Origin of the sequence: Streptomyces sioyaensis (assembly GCF_004122735.1) — a bacterium.
In the GTDB taxonomy this organism is placed as follows: domain Bacteria; phylum Actinomycetota; class Actinomycetes; order Streptomycetales; family Streptomycetaceae; genus Streptomyces; species Streptomyces sioyaensis.
The window spans coordinates 36,699-51,857 of record NZ_SDIF01000019.1 but is presented as its reverse complement, the minus strand read 5'-3'; the positions used below and the strand labels follow the sequence as shown (position 1 = coordinate 51,857).

17 protein-coding genes and 1 pseudogene are annotated in these 15,159 nt (G+C 72.2%); 6 read left to right on the top strand and 12 right to left on the bottom strand.

The genetic code is table 11. From position 1 onward, the window contains the following. Positions 1-65: 65 nt before the first annotated feature. Both EST54_RS09585 and EST54_RS09580 read left to right on the top strand, forming a co-directional pair. Positions 66-821: a creatininase family protein gene (locus EST54_RS09585; RefSeq protein WP_129247038.1), complete on the top strand. Its 756-nt coding sequence runs from the start codon at positions 66-68 to the stop codon at positions 819-821. After that, positions 781-1,452, top strand: a pseudogene (locus EST54_RS09580) (RibD family protein); the annotation flags it as partial. The gene EST54_RS09585 and the pseudogene EST54_RS09580, both read left to right, overlap by 41 nt. A gap of 102 nt (positions 1,453-1,554) precedes the next feature. Here EST54_RS09580 and EST54_RS09575 read toward each other — a convergent pair. From EST54_RS09575 to EST54_RS09555, 5 genes are all read right to left on the bottom strand, one after another. Continuing rightward, positions 1,555-2,562: a lysylphosphatidylglycerol synthase transmembrane domain-containing protein gene (locus EST54_RS09575; RefSeq protein WP_167511512.1), complete on the bottom strand. Its 1,008-nt coding sequence runs from the start codon at positions 2,560-2,562 to the stop codon at positions 1,555-1,557. Continuing rightward, on the bottom strand, positions 2,562-3,434 hold the full coding sequence (locus EST54_RS09570; RefSeq protein WP_129247034.1) for a class I SAM-dependent methyltransferase: 873 nt from the start codon (positions 3,432-3,434) through the stop codon (positions 2,562-2,564). The genes EST54_RS09575 and EST54_RS09570 overlap by 1 nt, the downstream gene beginning before the upstream one ends. Next, a complete protein-coding gene (locus tag EST54_RS09565) occupies positions 3,431-4,552 on the bottom strand; it encodes a glycosyltransferase family 4 protein (RefSeq protein WP_129247032.1) in 1,122 nt (373 codons plus the stop codon). Before EST54_RS09565 ends, EST54_RS09570 begins: the two co-directional genes overlap by 4 nt. After that, positions 4,549-4,947: a 6-pyruvoyl trahydropterin synthase family protein gene (locus EST54_RS09560; protein ID WP_129247030.1), complete on the bottom strand. Its 399-nt coding sequence runs from the start codon at positions 4,945-4,947 to the stop codon at positions 4,549-4,551. The genes EST54_RS09565 and EST54_RS09560 overlap by 4 nt, the downstream gene beginning before the upstream one ends. A 102-nt stretch (positions 4,948-5,049) precedes the next feature. Further along, positions 5,050-6,036: a zinc-dependent alcohol dehydrogenase gene (locus tag EST54_RS09555; protein WP_129247028.1), complete on the bottom strand. Its 987-nt coding sequence runs from the start codon at positions 6,034-6,036 to the stop codon at positions 5,050-5,052. 166 nt (positions 6,037-6,202) lie between these two features. Between EST54_RS09555 and EST54_RS09550 the strand changes: the two genes are divergently transcribed. Beyond that, a complete protein-coding gene (locus EST54_RS09550) occupies positions 6,203-6,946 on the top strand; it encodes a CDP-alcohol phosphatidyltransferase family protein (RefSeq protein WP_129247094.1) in 744 nt (247 codons plus the stop codon). Here EST54_RS09550 and EST54_RS09545 read toward each other — a convergent pair. After that, a complete protein-coding gene (locus tag EST54_RS09545) occupies positions 6,915-7,310 on the bottom strand; it encodes a hypothetical protein (RefSeq protein ID WP_129247026.1) in 396 nt (131 codons plus the stop codon). The genes EST54_RS09550 and EST54_RS09545 overlap by 32 nt on opposite strands. A 524-nt stretch (positions 7,311-7,834) precedes the next feature. Between EST54_RS09545 and EST54_RS09540 the strand changes: the two genes are divergently transcribed. The 3 genes from EST54_RS09540 to EST54_RS09530 all read left to right on the top strand — a co-directional run bounded on the left by EST54_RS09540 (position 7,835) and on the right by EST54_RS09530 (position 10,918). Continuing rightward, complete coding sequence (locus EST54_RS09540) at positions 7,835-8,209, top strand: VOC family protein (protein ID WP_129247024.1); 375 nt, start codon at positions 7,835-7,837, stop codon at positions 8,207-8,209. Positions 8,210-8,772: 563 nt separating this feature from the next. Further along, positions 8,773-9,882, top strand: a complete 1,110-nt coding sequence (locus EST54_RS09535; protein ID WP_129247022.1) for a right-handed parallel beta-helix repeat-containing protein — start codon at positions 8,773-8,775, stop codon at positions 9,880-9,882. 7 nt (positions 9,883-9,889) lie between these two features. Continuing rightward, positions 9,890-10,918 carry a methyltransferase gene (locus EST54_RS09530; protein WP_129247020.1) on the top strand — a complete coding sequence of 343 codons (1,029 nt, stop codon included), beginning with the start codon at positions 9,890-9,892 and terminating at the stop codon, positions 10,916-10,918. 113 nt (positions 10,919-11,031) lie between these two features. Here the strand turns inward: EST54_RS09530 and EST54_RS09525 are convergent, their stop codons facing one another. The 6 genes from EST54_RS09525 to EST54_RS09500 are packed head-to-tail and all read right to left on the bottom strand — an operon-like array spanning position 11,032 to position 15,127. Further along, complete coding sequence (locus EST54_RS09525; protein ID WP_093481888.1) at positions 11,032-11,364, bottom strand: TcmI family type II polyketide cyclase; 333 nt, start codon at positions 11,362-11,364, stop codon at positions 11,032-11,034. A gap of 56 nt (positions 11,365-11,420) precedes the next feature. Further along, a complete protein-coding gene (locus EST54_RS09520) occupies positions 11,421-11,894 on the bottom strand; it encodes an SRPBCC family protein (RefSeq protein ID WP_129247019.1) in 474 nt (157 codons plus the stop codon). Between the two features lies 1 nt (position 11,895). Next, a complete protein-coding gene (locus EST54_RS09515; RefSeq protein ID WP_006606508.1) occupies positions 11,896-12,165 on the bottom strand; it encodes an acyl carrier protein in 270 nt (89 codons plus the stop codon). A 15-nt stretch (positions 12,166-12,180) separates the two neighbouring features. Continuing rightward, a complete protein-coding gene (locus EST54_RS09510; RefSeq protein ID WP_006606507.1) occupies positions 12,181-13,431 on the bottom strand; it encodes a beta-ketoacyl synthase N-terminal-like domain-containing protein in 1,251 nt (416 codons plus the stop codon). Continuing rightward, on the bottom strand, positions 13,431-14,696 hold the full coding sequence (locus EST54_RS09505) for a beta-ketoacyl-[acyl-carrier-protein] synthase family protein (RefSeq protein ID WP_129247017.1): 1,266 nt from the start codon (positions 14,694-14,696) through the stop codon (positions 13,431-13,433). Before EST54_RS09505 ends, EST54_RS09510 begins: the two co-directional genes overlap by 1 nt. Beyond that, positions 14,693-15,127: a cupin domain-containing protein gene (locus EST54_RS09500; RefSeq protein WP_006606505.1), complete on the bottom strand. Its 435-nt coding sequence runs from the start codon at positions 15,125-15,127 to the stop codon at positions 14,693-14,695. Before EST54_RS09500 ends, EST54_RS09505 begins: the two co-directional genes overlap by 4 nt. Between the last annotated feature and the right edge of the window lie 32 nt (positions 15,128-15,159).

Genomic DNA, 15,159 nt, shown 5'->3' with positions numbered 1-15,159 from the left:
AACACAACAAGTATGCTGCGAAGACCATGACTCGGTGAGTCAGCGACGAAAGGCCGCAGCACACCATGACCGCTTCGGGACACCCGACTTCGCCCCCCGGCCCGTGGCCGGCCGACACCACCGAGGACATACGGGCACGGCAGCCGACGATGGCCGTACTGCCCATCGGCAGCTTCGAACAGCACGGCGCCTTCCTGCCGTTGGCCACCGACACGGTGATTGCCTGCACCATCGCCAGGGAGCTGGCGGCCGCCCATCGGGTCCAGCTGCTGCCGCCGCTGACCGTGTCCTGTTCCCACGAACACGCCGCCTGGCCGGGGACCGTCAGCATTTCGGCGCGCACCCTGCATGCGGTCGTCACGGACATCGCCGATTCGCTCCGCCGGTCCGGTATCGACACCCTCATTCTCGTCAACGGGCACGGCGGAAATTACGTACTGCGCAATGTCGTTCAGGAATCCGCCGGGCGCGGTGTGCGGATGGCACTGTTCCCCGGATCGGCCGACTGGGACCGGGCACGCGCCCGGGCCGGGGTGCAGACGTCCGGGCACACCGATATGCATGCGGGAGAGGCCGAGACGTCCATTCTGCTGCACGCCCATCCCGAATTGGTCAAGGAAGGCTATGAATCGGCGGATTGCGTCGCCGATGACCGGAAGCACCTCCTGACGCTGGGCATGTCGGCCTATACCGAATCCGGAGTCATCGGACGGCCGTCACTGGCGTCCGCCCGGAAGGGCCGGGAATTGCTGGCCGGGCTGACCGAGACATTCGGCGAATATGCCGCACTCTTCGGCGCGGGGGAACCTGCCCATGACTGAGGAACTCGACGCGGCGGCCGCCTGGGACCGGCTGCGGGACATCCGTACGACCGCCGGGGCGCACGCCGCCGGGCTGGTGTCCGACGGCGACGGCGGGCTGCGGTGGAAAGAGCCCGCCACCCCTGAGGCGGTGGAGCTCACCGCCCGCTATCTGCCGCTGTGCCTGGCCGGCCCCCGGGCCGCGTTCGCCCAGCTCGGGCAGAGCCTGGACGGCTTCATCGCGACGCGTACGGGCGATGCCGACTTCGTCACCGGCCCGGAGGACCGCTGCCATCTGCACCGGCTGCGTGCGCTCGCCGACGCGGTGCTCGTCGGCGCGGGCACCGCGGTGGCGGACGATCCCCGGCTGACCGTGCGCGCCTGTGCGGGCACCAATCCGGTGCGGGTGGTGCTCGATCCGCGGGGCCGGGTGCCGCTGCACAGCGGGGTGTTCACCGATGGGGCCGCACCGACGCTCTGGGTGGTGGGGCCGGACGTCACCCCCGTCCCCCGGCCCGACGGGGTCGATGTGCTGGTGCTGCCGGACGCGGCGGCCGCCTCCCCGGGGCGTCTGCTGGCCGCGCTGGCGGCACGCGGGCTGGGCCGGGTGCTGATCGAGGGCGGCGGGGTCACCGTGTCGCGGTTCCTGCAGGACCGGGCGCTGCACCGGCTGTACGTCACGGTCGCGCCGGTGCTGCTCGGCGACGGCGTCCCCGGGCTGCGGTTTCCCGGAACGCCGGTGATGCGGGAGGCGCTACGCCCGCCGCTGCGGCGCGCCCTGCTCGGCGAGGACACGCTCTTCGAGCTCGACCTGCGGCCGCTCGCCACCCCGGGTGACGGAGCGGCGGACGAGCAGGACCGCGGCGCCGGGCAGGCTCGCCACGAAAGCCAGCACGCCGTAGATCACGGCGGTGGTGAGCCCCTGCGCCGCGCCTAGTCCGGCGGCACCGAAGGCCCACGCGGCGACGCCTTCGCGTGGGCCCCAGCCGCCGACGTTCAGCGGCAGCGCCATCGCCAGCAGCGCCAGCACCACCAGCGGCACCAGTTCGGCGATCGGCGCGGTGGCTCCGGCCACCCGGGCGGCCAGCACGAACATCCCGAGATACCCCGTCAGGACCGCCACGGACGAGAGCGCGACACCGGGCCACACCCCACGGCCGAGCAGGCCCTGCCGTACCTCGGCCAGCATGCCGCGGACGGCGCGTTCGGCCCGCGAGGCGCCCCGCCGGGTCCGCACCCTCAGGGCGGCCGCCGTCAGCAGCACGGCCACCGCGGCCACGGACAGCGCGACGGCGGGCGAGGTGAGGAAGCGGACGACCGGCGCCAGGACCGGGGAGGGCCGCACGAGCAGCACCGCCGCCCCCGCGACGAGCAGGACGAGTTGGCCCGCGGTGCGTTCCAGGACCACCGCACGGACGCCGCGGCCCAGGTCACCGGAGGTGCGACCGTGGCGTACCGCGCGGTGCACATCGCCCAGCACGCCGCCGGGCAGAGCCGCGTTGAGGAACAGCGCCCGGTAGTAGTCCGCGACGGCCCGGCCCAGCGGCAGCCGCAGTCCGAGACCGCGGGCCACCAGCGACCAGCGCCAGGCGCTGCACACCGTGGTCAGCAGGCCGATGGCGAGCCCGGCCAGCAGCGTGGCGGCGTCGATCCGGCGCAGGCCCGACACGAAGGCGTCGGATCCCAGATGCCACACCAGCGCCACCAGGATGCCCAGCCCCGCGAGCATCCTGAGCCACGCCGCCCAGCGGGACCGGTCCATCACGCGCTCCCGGAGACGGGCCGGGGCAGCGCCAGCAGATCGGTGTGGTACACCTCGACGTTCAACTCCCCCGCCGCACACTCCTCCAGCCGGCGGCGCAGATAGGCGACGGCATCGGGCGCCAGCTCCGGGCGCTGGGCGTGCGCGGCGCCGACCCAGCCGCGCAGCCATTCGGCGATCAGCGCCGACTCGACGCAGCCGAGCCGCCAGGGGCTGGACCGCACCAGGACCGTCGCACCGCGCCGCTCGAACGCCGCGACCGCCGCCGCGATCGCATCCGGACCGAGCAGCGCGCGGCCCTGGTCCGTACGGCGCTGATGGTCGTTGAAGGCCTCGGCGATCTCGGCATCGAGGGGATCGGACGGGGTCAGTTCGACCCGCCCGGCGACGGAGAGGGCCAGCAGCGCCGGGCAGCCCGCGCCGACACAGGCCTCGGCGAGGTCCTCCACCTCCTCGCGGGTGAGCAGGTCGAGCAGCGCGGAGGCGGTCACCAGCGAGGTGCCGGCGAGGTCGGCGGCGCTGAGGTCGGCCAGATCGCCGCGCGTGGTCGTCGCCTCAACGGGCGTGCCGTCGGCGGCGGTTACCGGCATCCGCGCCCCGGCGTGCGCGAGCAGCAAGGGGTCATGGTCGTGCAGGACCCAGTGCTGCGGCCCGGGCAGCCGGACGGCGAGCCAGCGCCCCATCGAGCCGGTGCCACAGCCGAGGTCACGGATCACCAGCCCCCGGCTGCCGTCCAGGCCGGCCGGAGCCGGCTGCGCAAAGAGCCGTTCGCGCAGCGGACGCAGCAGTTCCGGAGCGCGCGCTGCGGCATCGGCGCGCTCGCGCAACTCCAGCCAGTCAGGGGCGAATCGGGGCCGGTCGGTGGCGTTCATCGGGCGCTCCGGGGCTCGTGCCGAAGCCGTTCGAGCGTCCCGGCCAGACTGTGCGACGTCATCTCCCACCCCTCCAGCATGGCACGCCGGCCGCGTGCCGCTTCCCTCAGCCGGCCGCGCAGTTGCGGATCGCCGAGCCAGTCACGGAGCGCGCCGGCGAGCGCCGCCGGCCGTCCGGGCGGTACCAGAAGGCCCGGAACCCTGCCGTCCGGAGCCCGGCCGACCGCCTCCGGTACCCCGTCCACGTCCGTGGCCAGGACCGGAATCCCGCGCCCCAGCGCCTCGGTGACGACCATGCCGTAGGTCTCGGCGTACGAGGCGAGCAGCAACAGATCGGCGGCGGCATACCGCGCGTCCAGTGCAGCGCCGGCCTGCGGCCCGGTGAAGGTGATCCGGTCGTCGAGGCCCAACTCCGCCACCTTGTCCCGCAGTTGGTCGGCGTATCCGGTGTCGCGGCCGAGCCCGCCGACGAAGGTGCAGCTCCAGGGCAGATCGGCGACCTCCGCCAGCGCCTCCACCAGGAGGTGCTGGCCCTTGCGCGGGGTGACCGACGCGACACACAGCAGTCCGGAGGCGCCGTCGGTGCCGGGCGCGGGGGGTGCCGGGTCGGCCCCCGGCCTGGCGACATGGACGCGCGCGGCCGCCAGTCCGTGGTGCGCGACGAGCCGGCGGGCGGCCCAGTCGCTGGTGGCCACCACGGCCTCCGCGGCGTGCAGCGTACGGCGTTCGCGGGCGTCCAGTTCCGCGGCCACGGCGGCATCGAGCCCGGTCTCGTCGCCCAGCGGCAGATGGACGAGGACGGCGAGCCGCAGCCGGTCCGCCTCGGGGCGGAGCACTTCCGGGACACCGCAGGCGACCAGTCCGTCGAGCAGGACCACGGCGTCGTCCGGCAGCCGCGCCAGATGCTGCGCCAGCCCCACGCGGGCGGCGGCGTCCGGCCGCGGCCAGCTTCCGTGCGCGGCATACGGGCGCACCCGCCAGCCCGCCGCCGGGAGATCGCGGCACACCCGGCGGTCGTAGGTGTTGCCACCGCTGGGCGCCGCCGGATCGTCGACGTCGCCGGGCAGGACCACATGCACCACGCGCTCCGCCGTCGCCGTGGCGCCGGTACGGGTCACAGAGTGCGCTCGTAGGTCGCCCAGGCGATGTGGGATTCATGCAGGGTGACCGATATCCCGGTCAGCTCGCGGGCGCCCTCGCCGAGGTTGCCCGCCTGGATGCGGTCCGCGAGCCGGTCGGCGATCACCTTGGCCAGGGCCTCCGTCGAGGTGTTGATGCCGGTGAAGGCGGGCTCCTCGTCGAGGTTGCGGTAGTTCAGTTCCCCGACCACGGCACCGAGTTCCCGGGTGGCCAGGCCGATGTCGACGACGATGTTGTCGTCGTCGAGCTCCGGCCGGCGGAAGGTGGCGTCCACGAGGAAGGTCGCGCCGTGCAGACGCTGTGCGGGGCCGAAGACCTCGCCACGGAAGCTGTGGGCGATCATGAGGTGATCGCGGACGGTGATGCTGAACAAGGCCGTTCCTCCGGTGTGATGTCGGTCTCAGTGACGGTGTCGCGAGAGGGCGAATTCAGGCGGTCCACGGGGGCCGCTGCGGACCCCGCCTAGGGGACACCCCTAGCCGTCCGCCGCGGTGTACCGGATGCGGTGGCACAGTGCGGGGAGGTCGCCGGAGGCGAGCCGGGGCATCACCCGCGGCAGGTCCTCGAAGGCGGATTCGCCGGTGACCAGCGCATCGAAGGCGGGGTCGGCGAGCAGGTCGAGGGCGAGCGCCAGCCGGTCGGCGAAGGTACGACGGGCGCGCCGGGCCGGGGAGACGGCACCCACCTGACTGCTGCGCACGACCAGCCGGCGGGAGTGGAAGGCCTCCCCCAGCGGCAGGCTGACCTGCCGGTCGCCGTACCAGCTCAGCTCGATGACGGTGCCTTCCTGGGCGAGGAGTTCGAGGGAGCGGGCCAGCCCCTGCTCGGTGGCGCTGGCGTGGACGACCAGGTCACAGTCGCCCCTCGCGTCCTGCGGCAGCGCGAAGTCCACCCCCAGCGCCTCGGCGGTGGCGGCCCGTGCGGGGTCGGCGTCGACCAGCTGTAGCCGGACGCCGGGGAAGCGGGCGAGGACCGCGGCCACACTGCAGCCGACCATGCCCGCACCGACCACCGCGATCCGGTCGCCGACCAGCGGCGCGGCGTCCCACAGGGCGTTCACCGCGGTCTCGACCGTACCCGCCAGCACGGCGCGCGAGGCGGGGACGGAGTCCGGTACCGGGGTGACCGCACTCGCCGGGACGACGTAGTGGGTCTGGTGCGGATAGAGGCAGAAGACCGTGCGGCCCAGCAGGGCGGACGGCCCCTGCTCGACGACTCCGACGTTGAGATAGCCGTACTTGACCGGTGCGGGGAAGTCGCCTTCCTGGAACGGCGCCCGCATCACGGCGTGCTGGCTCTCGGGGACACCGCCGCGGAAGACGAGGGTCTCTGTGCCACGGCTCACACCGGAGCAGAGCGTACGCACCAGGACTTCGTCGTCACGGGGCTCCGGGACCGGCACCGTCCGGATTTCGCCCTGCCCTGAAACGCTTAGCCAAAAGGCACAAGCGACGCGCGGCATAGGGATCCTCCTGGACGCTACGCGGATGGTTCAACAATGCTGGGGATCATGGGGACGCCGTCACGATACGCAACACCCTTCGACTCCGCCACACGTCACGGGAGGCATGGTGGCCGTACAAGAGCGCTACGACACAAGGCCGTTCGGACCGGACATTACGGCAGGAATGGGCGTGCAGCTGTTGCTGCTGGAGGTGCTGTGCCGCGCGGTCGGCCTGAGCATGGTGGGCTGGCTGACGGGCCTGGTCTTCGCGGTGGCCACCTGGGCCGTCCTCACCGTCGCGGTGCGCCGGTCGTGGACCCTGACGTTCGGACCGGCCAACCGCGTCACGCTGGCCCGCACCATCCTGGTCGGCGGGGTGACGGCGATGGTCGCGGACTCCTTCGGCCGGCACGTACCCGTCGCGGTGCTGATCGCGTTCGCCGCCGTGGCGCTGGTCCTCGACGGCGTGGACGGGAAGGTGGCGCGGTACACCGGGACGGCGACCCCGCTCGGGGCGCGCTTCGACATGGAGGTCGACGCCTTCCTGATCCTGGTGCTCTGCATCCACCTCGCGCTGCCGCTGGGCTCCTGGGTCCTGGCCATCGGCCTCATGCGGTACGCCTTCGTCGCGGCCTCCTGGGCACTGCCGTGGCTGCGCGGGGCACTGCCGCACAGCATGGCCCGTAAGACCGTGGCGGCGCTGCAGGGCGTCGTGCTGGTGGTGGCCGGTGCCGGGATCCTGCCGAGGGCATCGGCGGCCGCGGCGGTCGCGGTGGCGCTGGCGCTTCTGGTGTGGTCGTTCGGGCGTGATGTCGCGTGGCTGTGGCGGGTCCGGGAGCGGGCGGGCGCGGCGAGGGTGCCGACGGTCCGTGCGCGGCACGTGCCCGCGTGGTCCGTCACGTCCCGGCGTGCCGCCCCAGATAGATGACCATCGCCAGGAAGAGCAGCAGGAGCTGGGTGACGACGATATGGAGCAACACCCGTCGCCACATGCTGTGCCGGGGGGCCCGGTGGGTGAGCAGCACCGCGCCGGGCAGCCGCGCCAGCTGGGTTCCGGGCCGGACCGCGGCCGTACGGGAGTGCGGGATGCCGCAGCGCGGCGAGGTGGTGCGAGGTGTGGTGCTCTCCGGGCAGGCACGGCCGCGGCCGGGTGCCGTGCGCAGCGGTCCCCCTCCGGGCGGCCGCCCCCGGCAGGGGCGTACGGTGCCGTGCCCGGAGGGCGTGGGTATGCAGGTACGGGAGCGGACCGCCCGCCACGGCGGTGGCCCCTTACGCCTTGCTGCGCCGGACATCAGCGCTCACTCTTTTCCGTCGCAGGACGAGCGGAGGGTTCCGGTCCGGTCACCGAGCGGGGAACGGAGCGGGCGGATCACGAGGCCGCCCCCACGGCTTCGGCCGCGGACAGTGCGCCGGCCTCGGTCCGACCCGGCGGAACCCAGGCACCGTTCACCGCTGCGCCCCGTCCCCGGGGCGAGGCGCGGACCGCGTCACGCGCACTCGTTCCCTTACCGATTCGGCGAAACCGCCCACGCATGTCCTCCGCGTTCAGGCCGACCGGCCGTCGCGTCATCTGTTGAATTGCGGAATTCTGCAACTGTAGACGACGGGGACGGGCGACTTGCAGGGGTGTGCCCTGCCCGGGACGTTCCCGGCGCCCGGGTGCGGACCCGGCCGGTCGCCGCCGGCCACGGTCCGGCTCAACGGCTCTTTCCCTCATGGTAATTGCGGAAGGCGGACGCCGGAACCGCGCCGGCGGCGTGGTGTGCCGGATGATTTCCGATGGACAGCTCCGCCCTTCAACCACAGAGTGGCGTCCATGACTTCATGGATACGGCACACCACGATCGACTGCACCGACGCCTACCGTCTGGCCGGCTTCTGGGCACAGGTGCTGGGCGGAACGCTGGCCGAGGACGACCGGCCGGGCGATCCGGAGGCCACGGTCACGACCGCCGGCGGTGCGCTGCTGTTCCTCACGGTGCCCGAGGCCAAGACCGTCAAGAACCGGGTGCATCTGGATCTGCAGCCGCAGGACCGGAGCCGGGACGAGGAGGTCGAGCGGCTGCTGGCGCTCGGCGCGACCCTGGTGGCCGACCACCGCCGGGCCGACGGGACCGGGTGGGCGATCCTGGCCGACATCGAGGGCAATGAGTTCTGCGTGGAGCGCAGCGCGGCGGAGCGGGCGGGCTGACCCTGCCTCGGCCGTGCGAGGCAGCGGCGCTGCGGGGGCCGGGCGGCCGCGGCCCGGCGTCCTCGGCCGGCCGGGCCGTCCCCGGGCCGGGGCGGCCGCCTCCCCCGCGGCCGTTGGGGTGATCAAGCGGGCCCGCTGCCCCCGGGCCGGTGTCGTCGGCCGGGCCTGGCGCGTTGTTCCTCCGTGACCGTTTTCCGCGCCCGACCGTGGTTTCTGCCGACCAGCCTCGCGGCATTCCTGACCGAGGTGTGGCCGGACGGGCCGGCTGATGCCCCGTCGGACACCGGCCCCGACGCCCGCCCCGACACCCCCGACGCTCCGTCCGATGCCCGGTCCGATACCCGGTCAGCTGATTCCCGGTCCGCCGGTTCCGCGCCGTGCGGCGAGGCGTTCCACACCGGCGACGAGAGCCCGCGGGACCCCGCTGACCGGCCCTGATGGGCGGTCCGGTGCCTGTCTGGGCACCGGACCTGACGGCGTGTCGCACACCGGGGTCCGTACCCACCGTCATCAACGGCTCACCACATGTGGCGAGCGGGCATGATCGCCCATAGCTTCGCCTCATGGCGCTACGACAGATGAAATACCTGAGCTGCGTCGCCGCGATGCTGGTCGGCGGACTGGGCGCGGCCGCACCGAGCGAACCGGCCGGATACCACGTCGTCCACCCCGGCGAATCGATCCAGCGGGCGGTGAACAGGGCGCGGCCGGGCGACACCCTTTTCATCCGGCCCGGTCACTACCGGGGAAGCGTGCTGATCACCAAGCCGCGGCTGCGCCTGATCGGCGCGGGCCGCCGTACGGTGATCGGCCCGTCCGGCAAGCGGGCCCAGAACGCCTGCGGGCGCGAGGGCAACGGCATCTGCATCATCGGTGAGCGGGGCAGGAGGCTGCACGGCGTCACGCTCCACGGGCTGACCGTCCAGGGCTTCCGGAAGACCGGCATCTGGGCCTCCCGCACCGACCGGCTGACCGTGCACCGGGTGACCGCACGGCACAACGGCGTGTGGGGCATCGCGCAGGAGAGGTCCACCCGCGCCGCGATCCGGGACAACACCGTCACCGGCAACGGCGACTCCGGCATCTATCTCGCGAACGTCGTGGGCGAAGAGGGCGGTGCCACCGACAACCGGGGCGCCACGATCACCGGGAACCGGCTGTCCCACAACCGGATCGGCATCACCCTCCAGCGCGTCCGGAATCTGACGGTCGCCCACAACAGCATCGCCGGGAACTGCGGCGGCATCTTCATCGTCGGCGACGAGTCCCGTCCCCGGGCGGGCGCGCTGACCGTACGGGACAACACCATCGTCAAGAACAACAAGCACTGCCCCGCCAATGGCCGCCTGCCGTTCATTCAGGGGGTCGGCGTCCTGCTCACCGGCACCGAGCAGGCGCTGGTGCGGCACAACCTGATTCGCGAGAACCGCGGCGCCTCCCCGTTCTCCGGCGGCGTCGTGCTCTTCCCCAGCTTCGTGAAGTCGCTCAACGAGCGCAATGTCATCAGCGACAACATCGTGCTGCGCAACAAGCCCGTGGACCTGGCCAACCGGGACCGCGCCGGCCGGCACAACCGGTTCATCCGGAATGTGTGCCGGACCTCGCAGCCGGCCGGACTGTGCCCACGGCCGCACCGGGAGCACAGGATGCACCCGTCGTCAACGGGAGAATAGAGGCGGAATGACCACCGTAAGTCCCACCCCCCAGCCGGCCATGCAGCTGCGTGAGCTGATCTTCGGCGCCGCGTGCGCGGCGGCCGTACGGGCGGCGGCGCGCCTCGGCGTCGCCGACGCGCTCGGCGACCGGCCCACCACCGCCGAGGAGCTGGCCACCGCGGTACGGGCCGAGGCGCGGCCGCTGGAGCGGCTGCTGCGCACCCTGTCCTGCTACGGAATCTTCGCGGAGACCGACGACGGGAAGTACGTCCACACGGACATGTCCCGGCTGCTGCGCGAGGACAACCCCCACAGCCTGCGCTACATCTCCCTGTGGTGCACCGAGCCGTGGACCTGGGACGCCTGGCCGCGGCTCGACGAGGCGGTGCGCTCCGGCCGCAACGTCTTCGACGGCCTCTACGGCAAGGGGTTCTTCGAGTATCTGCACCAGGACGCACCGGAGTCCGCCGAGGTCTTCGACCGGGCGATGACGACCTCCAGCAAGCAGTCGGCGCAGGACATCGCCCAGCTCCTCGATCTGACCGGGGCATCGTCGGTGGCGGACATCGGCGGTGGTCAGGGGCACGTCCTGGCCAGCCTGCTGGAGAAGTACCCCGCGATGCAGGGCACCCTGCTCGATCTGCCCACGGTCGTGGCGAACCCGGACCCGCGACTGCGGGACGGCGGCCCGCTCGCCTCGCGGGTACGGATCGTGCCCGGTGACTGCCGGAAGGAGATCCCCGTCCAGGCCGATGTCTACATCATCAAGAACATCCTGGAGTGGGACGACGAGAGCACCCGCCGCACGCTGCACAACGTCGTCGGGGCCGCCCGCCCCGGCGCCCGCGTCGTGATCATCGAGAACCTCGTCGACGACAGCCCCTCGATGAAGTTCACCACGGCGATGGACCTGCTGCTGCTCCTCAACGTCGGCGGGGCCAAGCACACCAGGTCCAGCCTGGTGAGCCGGATGACGGACGCCGGACTGAAGGTCGGCGAGCTCCGGGTCGTCAACCCGTATCTGCACGCCTTCGAGTGCACCGTCCCCGAATGAACCCGGGCATACACGGCAGGTCGCCCGGCGAGGAGACTGCTCCTCGCCGGGCGACCTCGCCCCTGCCCGGGCCGGCGCGGAAGCCGGGGGCTGGCCCCGGCTCCGCGTACGCGTCAGCCGCTGCCCTCGCACTGCCAGCTGTAGAACTGCTGGGCCTGCGCGTCCTTGGGGCTGCGCCAGGTCTCCGGGTCGTAGGCGCTGACGAACGCGGAGAGCCGCTCGCTGACGTTGCGGAACTCGGGGTGCTCCGCCACCTTGGCGATCTCCGGGCCGGGCGGCCGGTCGGATTCGATGAGGTGCAGATACACGTCACCGAACTGGAAGAGCGTCCGCCGCTTGACCCCGACCAGGTGGGGCAGCTCCGTACGGTCGGAGGCCCGGAAGACCTCGGCGATGTCCGGGGCGGAGCCGGGTGCCATGCGGGCGACGATCAGAGCGTGATGCATCAGGGGGGTCCCTTCATTGCCGCCGGGTGGCGGTCCGGACGCGGCCTGGCGGGCCGTCAGCTGACGGTGGCGGAGCGACGCTCGCGGTCCCGCTGTTCGATCTTGTCCCGGATGAGCTCCATCTGGATCCGGGAATTGCGGTTGATGAGCTCGGTCATGCCCTTGTCGTCGATCGGCGCGTCGGGCTTCATCGCGAAGTCCTGGGTCCAGTGCATCGAGGTGCCGCCCGGGATCTCGGCGTACTTCCAGTGGATGTCCATGTGCGCGAAGGGACCGGTCTCCACGCGGCGGGCGCGCACCGTGCGGCCCTGGCGGTCGACGGTCCGCTCGGAGACCCAGCTCCAGACGGTGCCGTTGTCGTCCGGGTGCATCGTCAGCCGGAAGGTGGTCTTGTCGCCCTCTCTGGACAGCACCTCGACGGAGGCGTACTCGCTGAACAGCTGCGGCCAGTTCTCGATGTCGTTGGTGATGTCCCAGACGAGGTCGAGGGGCGCCGCGATGGTGATGTCGTTCTCGGTGTGGCCGGACATGTCAGGCTCCTGTCGTAGGAACGGATTCGGGTGCGGTGTTGACGAGGTCGAGGAAGTCGCGCGGCGTCTTGCAGCGCTCGGCGTCGGTCGGCATCGGCCGGCCCTGCCGGTTCTCCAGCTCGCCCACGATGCCGAGGAGGCCGAGCGAGTCGAGGCCGAACTCGGCGAAGGTCGCGTCGGGCCGGTTCGCCAGCTCCTTCGGATCGACGGTGAGGCCGGCGGCGGACTTCATCAGCGCGGCCAGCTCATTGAGCGTCAGTTGAGCGTTCATGCGGGGTTCTCCTTCTCACGAGGGGGACCCGGAGCCCTGCCGCAGCACCATTGCCGCGTTCGAGCCCATCAGTCCCCGGCTCAGCACCAACGCCGTCCGCAACTCGCCGGGGCGGGCCCGGCCGGTCACCACGTCGAGGTCATGGCAGACGTCGACGACGTTGGGGGTGGGCGGCACGACGCCGTGCTCCATGGCGAGCACCGCGGCCGCGGCGTCCAGAACGGGGGCACCGCAGTACGCCCGGCCGGTACCGGTCTTGGGTGCCGTCACCGGGACCTGCGCGGCGTGCCGGCCCAGGGCGTCCGCGAGCGCCAGTGCCTCGGCCCGGTCGGCCGCAGGGACACCGAGCGCGTCGGCGAACACCACATCTATCTCCTCTGGGGCGCACCGTGCGTCCTGGAGTGCGCCGCGGATCGCATGCGCCAGCCCCTCCCGGGACTCCTCCCACAGGGAGGCCCCGGTGAAGGTCGCGGCATGCCCGGCCAGCACCGCCCGGACGGTCGCCCCGCGGTCGACGGCGGCCGCCTCCTCCTCGACGATCAGCATCGCGCCGCCCTCGGCGGGCACGAATCCGCACGCACCGCTGGTGAACGGGCGGTAGGCGCGGGCCGGATCGTCGAGCCGGCTCAGATCGTCGTAGCCGAGCTGGCAGACGACCGAGTAGGGGGCCAGCGGTGCCTCCGCGGCGCCCACGACGACGGCATCGGTGCCGCGCCGTATGGTGCGGGCGGCGTGCGCCAGCGCGTCCAGGCCGCCGGCCTCGTCGCTGGCCACCACTCCGCACGGCCCCTTGAAGCCGCCGCGGATGGAGATCTGGCCGGTGCTCGCCGCGTAGAACCAGGCGATGGACTGGTACGGGCCGACGTAACGGGAGCCCTGGCCCCAGAGCCGTTGCAGCTCCCGCTGGCCGAACTCACCACCGCCCGATCCGGCGGCCGTGACGACCCCCACCGCGAACGGCGAGTCGTTGTAGTCGGCGCGGCCCATCCGGGCGTCGTCCAGCGCGAGGTTGGCCGCCGCCATGGCGAAGTGCGTGAACCGGTCGGTCTGGACGAGGTAGCGCTCCTCGATCAGATCCCCCGGATCGAAGCCGCGGACCTCGCCCGCGACCTTGAGCGGCAGATGTTCACACCCGTCGCGGGTGACGTGGTCGAGGACGCTGATGCCCTCGACGGTCGCCTTCCAGAAGGTCTCGGTGCTCACCCCGTTGGGGGCGATGACGCCGATGCCGGTGACGACGGAGCGACGTTCCTTCGGGGAGCTCATCATGCCCTCCCACCCTGTCGGGTCAGTACCACCGCTGACTGGAAACCACCGAACCCGCTGCCGACCGAGAGCACCGAACGCAGCGGCAGCTCCCGTGCCGTCTTGGGCACGTAGTCGAGGTCGCACTCCGGGTCCGGAGTCTCGTAGTTGGCCGTCGGCGGCACCACCTGGTGCGTGAGTGCCAGCACACAGGCCACGATCTCGATCGCGCCGATGGCCCCCAGTGAGTGGCCGACCATGGATTTGATGGAACTCATCGGGATTCTGCGGGCGTGTTCGCCCAGGGACCGCTTGACCGCGGCCGTTTCGTGCCGGTCGTTCTGCTGGGTGCCCGAGCCGTGGGCGTTGACGTAGTCCACCTGAGTCGCGTCGAGCCTGGCGTGGGCCAGGGCCCGGTTGATCGCCTCGGCCATCTCCAGGCCTTCCTGGGTGAGGCCGGTCATGTGGTAGGCGTTGCCGAAGGTGGCATAGCCACGGATCTCGCAGTGGATACGCGCGCCGCGGGCACGGGCGTGTTCCAGCTCTTCCAACACGAGGACGGCGCCGCCCTCACCCATCACGAACCCGTCGCGATGGGCGTCGAACGGCCGTGAGGCATGGGCGGGGTCGTCGTTGTTGGGGGAGGTCGCCTTGATGGCGTCGAAGCAGGCGACCGTGATCGGGGAGATCGGTGAGTCCGAGGCACCGGCGATGCACACATCGGCCTTGCCCTCCTCGATGGAGTGGAAGGCGTAGCCGATGGCGTCGAGGCCGGAGGTGCAGCCCGTGGAGACGGTCTGCACCGGCCCGTGCGCACCGACCTGCTCGGCCACCGCGGAGGCCAGCGAACTCGGGGAGAACGCCCGCTCCAGATACCGGCCGGCCGGACGGTGGTCGACATCCCACCGCTGCCCGTGGCCGCTGACGGCGACGTAGTCGTGTTCCAGCCGCGTGGTGCCGCCGACGGCGGTGCCCAGGGACACCCCGATGCGCCAGGGATCCTCCGCCCCGGCGTCCAGCCCGGCGTCGCGCAGCGCCTCGCGCGCGGCGACCATGGCGAACTGGACGTACCGGTCCGAGCGGGCCACCTGCTCGCTGCTCAGACCGTGGGCCGCGGGATCGAAGTCGCACTCGGCGGCGATACGTGAGCGGAACCCCGCCGGGTCGAAGAGGGTGATGCCACGGGTAGCCGTACGTCCGGCGGACAGCAGGTCCCAGAAGGCGGGCACCCCCACACCGCCGGGCGCGACGATACCGACGCCGGTGACCGCCACGCGGCGGGTCATGACACCGGCTCCGTGCGTTCGGGCGGTGCGGCGGGGGTGCTCTCCTCCGTGCCCTCGGTGTCGACGTGGCCGAGCTCGGGGCGCGGGGCCAGCGGACCGAGGTGGAAGACCATCCGGGCCTCCACGTCCCCCACATTGCGGAAGCGGTGCCGCATATAAGGGGGAATCAGCAGCCCTTGGTCCGGGCGCAGCGGGTGCGCCTCCCCGTCGAGGTCCACTTCGAGCGCGCCCTGGACGACGTACACGAACTCCTCGGAGTACGGGTGGTAGTGCTCGCCGATGCGCTCGCCGGGCTGGACGAGTGCCATGCCCATGAAGCCGCTCGTGGCGCCCACCGCGGTAGGTGTCAGCATGGCGCGCAGGTCACCTCCGCGCCGGCGGTTGGGCTGGGTCTCGCTGAGGTCCACGATGCGTGGGCGGTGCGTGGTCATGGCTGATTCCTCCAGGGGCGTGGGGCCGGCGG

Excerpts from the sequence above, each read along its gene's own strand:
- EST54_RS09530 (WP_129247020.1), top strand. The coding sequence starts at position 9,890 with ATGACCACCGTAAGTCCCACCCCCCAGCCGGCCATGCAGCTGCGTGAG.
- EST54_RS09500 (WP_006606505.1), bottom strand. The coding sequence starts at position 15,127 with ATGACCACGCACCGCCCACGCATCGTGGACCTCAGCGAGACCCAGCCC.
- EST54_RS09545 (WP_129247026.1), bottom strand. The coding sequence starts at position 7,310 with ATGTCCGGCGCAGCAAGGCGTAAGGGGCCACCGCCGTGGCGGGCGGTC.
- EST54_RS09575 (WP_167511512.1), bottom strand. The coding sequence starts at position 2,562 with ATGGACCGGTCCCGCTGGGCGGCGTGGCTCAGGATGCTCGCGGGGCTG.
- EST54_RS09550 (WP_129247094.1), top strand. The coding sequence starts at position 6,203 with ATGGGCGTGCAGCTGTTGCTGCTGGAGGTGCTGTGCCGCGCGGTCGGC.
- EST54_RS09510 (WP_006606507.1), bottom strand. The coding sequence starts at position 13,431 with ATGAGCTCCCCGAAGGAACGTCGCTCCGTCGTCACCGGCATCGGCGTC.
- EST54_RS09515 (WP_006606508.1), bottom strand. The coding sequence starts at position 12,165 with ATGAACGCTCAACTGACGCTCAATGAGCTGGCCGCGCTGATGAAGTCC.
- EST54_RS09570 (WP_129247034.1), bottom strand. The coding sequence starts at position 3,434 with ATGAACGCCACCGACCGGCCCCGATTCGCCCCTGACTGGCTGGAGTTG.
- EST54_RS09540 (WP_129247024.1), top strand. The coding sequence starts at position 7,835 with ATGACTTCATGGATACGGCACACCACGATCGACTGCACCGACGCCTAC.
- EST54_RS09585 (WP_129247038.1), top strand. The coding sequence starts at position 66 with ATGACCGCTTCGGGACACCCGACTTCGCCCCCCGGCCCGTGGCCGGCC.
- EST54_RS09535 (WP_129247022.1), top strand. The coding sequence starts at position 8,773 with ATGGCGCTACGACAGATGAAATACCTGAGCTGCGTCGCCGCGATGCTG.
- EST54_RS09520 (WP_129247019.1), bottom strand. The coding sequence starts at position 11,894 with ATGTCCGGCCACACCGAGAACGACATCACCATCGCGGCGCCCCTCGAC.
- EST54_RS09505 (WP_129247017.1), bottom strand. The coding sequence starts at position 14,696 with ATGACCCGCCGCGTGGCGGTCACCGGCGTCGGTATCGTCGCGCCCGGC.
- EST54_RS09525 (WP_093481888.1), bottom strand. The coding sequence starts at position 11,364 with ATGCATCACGCTCTGATCGTCGCCCGCATGGCACCCGGCTCCGCCCCG.
- EST54_RS09555 (WP_129247028.1), bottom strand. The coding sequence starts at position 6,036 with ATGCCGCGCGTCGCTTGTGCCTTTTGGCTAAGCGTTTCAGGGCAGGGC.